This is a genomic window from Kitasatospora sp. NPDC093558, from assembly GCF_040683475.1.
Lineage (GTDB): Bacteria > Actinomycetota > Actinomycetes > Streptomycetales > Streptomycetaceae > Kitasatospora.
The window spans coordinates 1-1,203 of record NZ_JBFBDY010001281.1; the positions used below are offsets into that span (position 1 = coordinate 1).

Consider the following 1,203-nt stretch of genomic DNA (forward strand, 5'->3'; position numbering starts at 1 on the left):
CCCCGTTCCTGGAGGTCTGGGCGCTGACCTCGGAGCCGGGCCGCGAGGACGTGCTGGAGCCGCTGACCCTCGACCTGCTGAGCCGGCACGGGATCGGCCCGCAGGACGTGCACTGGTCGGTGCACGTGGGCAACCACAAGATCCACCGGCGGACCGGCGACGACAACGACCGCATCGACGCGCGGGTCGGCCCCGTCAACGACCACGACGTGCACCCGCTGAACGGCACCTGCCCGAACTTCTGGGCTGGCCGGGAACTTCCGCTCGGGCACGTCCGGTACCTCAGGCCCACCCTGGAGTTCCCGGGGATCAGGCTGCGCTTCACCCCCGCCGCCGGCCGCGTCTACGGCTCCAGCAAGGAGGAGCAGCCGAAGCCCGACCCGAACGTGACCGCCTTCCTGTACGACGCCAACCGCGGCAGCTGGCTCGGCTACCACGACGACACCAGCAGTCCCCGGGTGACCAACCCCTCCCAGATCTACGCCGGCTCCTCCGACAAGGACGGCAACTGGGTCAGCAAGGGCTACCTGGACGACGAGTGCGACGGCCTGGTCAGGGCGGAACTCACCATCGACGGCACCCTGTTGAGCGCCTACGGCCGGATCGGCGCCGGCCCGCCGGCCTACGCTCCGGACAGCTTTCCCGTCCGCGCCGTCGCCGACGAGCTGGAGCAGGCCATGTTCGGCCCCACCGTCAGCGCCGACCAGGTCTCCCTGGCGGACGCCGAGGACGTGGTCCGGCGCGCCTTCGACACCGTCCGGCTGATGAACACCGCTGTCCTGAACGGCAACACGGTGAACGGCCAGGTCCGGGGCGCCTCCACGATGGTCGCCCAGGACACCAACGACACCGGCCGGCTCTATGAGCCGATCATGGCCCCGTCGCTGGTCGACCGCACCGCGCTGCTGAACCTGCACCAGCAGGTCCTCACCGGCCTGCGCAGCGGCACCGCGCCGTGGTTCGCCGACGTGCTGCGCGACTATGACGACGTCGGCGACCTGTCCGACAAGGGACGGCGCAAGATGCCCGCCCTGATGCGCGGCGCGGACGGCCGCTCCCTCGCGCTGACCCGCCGCCAGGTCGACCTGATCCGCAAGGTCGCCCGGCTGGCGATCTTCACCGACAACGGGTCCGCCACCACCGCCACGCCGACGGCCACAGCCACACCTGCGGCCGGTGCCACGCCGGCGGCCACCTCCGAGG

Annotated in this window: 1 protein-coding gene; it reads left to right on the forward strand. The window is 71.6% G+C overall.

From position 1 onward, the window contains the following. On the forward strand, nucleotides 1-1,203 hold a 1,203-nt coding region (locus AB0O00_RS40370), incomplete at both ends, for a hypothetical protein (protein WP_363659641.1).